Source organism: Herbaspirillum sp. Sphag64 (assembly GCF_014192645.1).
In the GTDB taxonomy this organism is placed as follows: Bacteria; Pseudomonadota; Gammaproteobacteria; order Burkholderiales; family Burkholderiaceae_D; genus Herbaspirillum.
In genome coordinates this window covers 1-1,771 of sequence record NZ_JACHYE010000037.1, presented here as the reverse complement: position 1 = coordinate 1,771, position 1,771 = coordinate 1, and the positions used below count along the sequence as shown (strand labels likewise).

General features: G+C 51.8%; 3 protein-coding genes. All 3 read right to left on the bottom strand.

Annotated elements, in window-relative coordinates:
- Positions 1-56 precede the first annotated feature (56 nt).
- Positions 57-449 carry a hypothetical protein gene (locus tag FHW66_RS20685; RefSeq protein WP_183381714.1) on the bottom strand — a complete coding sequence of 131 codons (393 nt, stop codon included), beginning with the start codon at positions 447-449 and terminating at the stop codon, positions 57-59.
- Positions 450-571: 122 nt separating this feature from the next.
- Positions 572-856 (bottom strand): hypothetical protein, encoded by a 285-nt coding sequence (locus tag FHW66_RS20680; RefSeq protein ID WP_183381713.1) that lies wholly within the window; start codon positions 854-856, stop codon positions 572-574.
- A 10-nt stretch (positions 857-866) separates the two neighbouring features.
- A partial coding sequence (locus FHW66_RS20675; RefSeq protein WP_183381712.1) for a hypothetical protein occupies positions 867-1,771 on the bottom strand: 905 nt, incomplete at its 5' end.

Genomic DNA, 1,771 nt, shown 5'->3' with positions numbered 1-1,771 from the left:
GTTCTTCTGAAAAACGCTTCTTCATGTCTAATCTCCTTACAGGATGGGATTAGACTCTAATTTCGAATGCTACTCAAATGTGGGGAGACGTCGGCCCACATGACAGAGCCAAGCGCGCCATTTGTACTAAAAATCGGCGTACCGGAAATGGCCGCCAGCGGCCCTGCGCCTGCAATCACCCCCGCTGCCCCGGCAGCCGCAAGCGTCGCATTACTGACATTTTGTCGAATGTTCTGATCACGACTTGCTGCCGCTACAAGGTCTTGTCCGGATGGGGTGTTCGTATGGCCGAATTGTGCATACATATCCATATTCGCCTTTTGATCTGGTGTCGCATAAAACATATAACCTGGGCCACTATTGCCGTCAGCTGGCAGCAACTCACGTCCAGCCTGATTCAGGAATGTATAGGCGCTCTGATCCCATTCACCGGGTGAACCGAATTGCACTTGACGGTTTGCCTGCGCGGTCAGTTATTCACACGCTCTTTTTTAGCCGCTAAAAATGACCCTGCAAATTCCGGCTAAGGCCGTAGGGATTTTTACGGTTACAAAGAACTTAGCGCGGCAGTTTATTTTTTATGGGGCGCACCCAATGAGCCTATGAATGCAACAAATACGACCAACAGACCTATACCAGCAACTGCAAGAAGACTATCAACTTCCAAAGCTCTTTTTAGCCCAATGCTGATGGCATATGTCCAACCCTTTTCATAAATTCCCAATACAAATATTCCAAGGTATGTTCCTAATACTGACAATAAAAAAACTATCCAATACTTAAACCGACTCAACCATCGTGAAAGAACAGGACCAAACAAACCACCAAATATTCCATACCAGAAGCCATCAACCATAATGCCCCCATTATTGATTAACAGATGGTTTCACAGCTGCTTGTGCGGCACTGCCAGCAGCTTTACCGGCTACTCCGCTATTGATGCGGATGACCGCTCCCGGAATAGTCAACCAGTTTGTGAAACTGTTGGGGATGCCCGCCCAGCCAAACATGGCCGTACTGTACATGCCAGTGAAACCGCCTACAGTGGTTGCCGCAGCTAGGCCTGGGTAGGAGAAACGTTGGTCAAATCCGGTACTAATCGCTTGCCCTGAACCGAATACGCGATCATAAACGGCACTACCCACAGCCCCGCCCGTATAAGAAGCTCCTCCCACCGCCATCCCCGTCCCCAAAGCCGCCCCCTGCGAATACGCAGCTGATGCGGCCCGATAAGCCGTCCACGCATCCACAGCTCCGGTAATGAACACTACGCTACCAGCGCCGGCCAATGCCAGACCGCCTGTGATGACGCCGGCGGTAGCCAAACCAAGTGCCGTATTCCCTTCGGCTGCTGGTAAGGACTTATGTTCTGGCGTCAGCGGGCCGCCAAGATTGCCGGGGTTGTAGTATTCGTCAACATTGGCTTTAAAGAGGCTTCCTGCATTCTGTGCAAGGAACGACACGGCAACCGCATCACCGGCTGGCCCCGCAATGCCCGGACCTTTGCTGGCAGCCGCATCAACCATCCGATAACCGTTACCTAGCAACATTTGTTCTGCTCGTTCAAGCGTAATTTCTTCCCCCATTTTTTCGACATAGTACTCCACAAATTTCTTGGCATTTTCTTTGGCCCAATCACGTTCACTCTGATGCAACTGCCGATTATTCGCCTCCAAATTGACCGCAGAAGCCATCCCCGCGTTCCCGCCTGCGGCAGCACCAATCGCCCCCGCAGCAATCTGCGCCAGCCCCTGCTTGAGCACATCGGGCA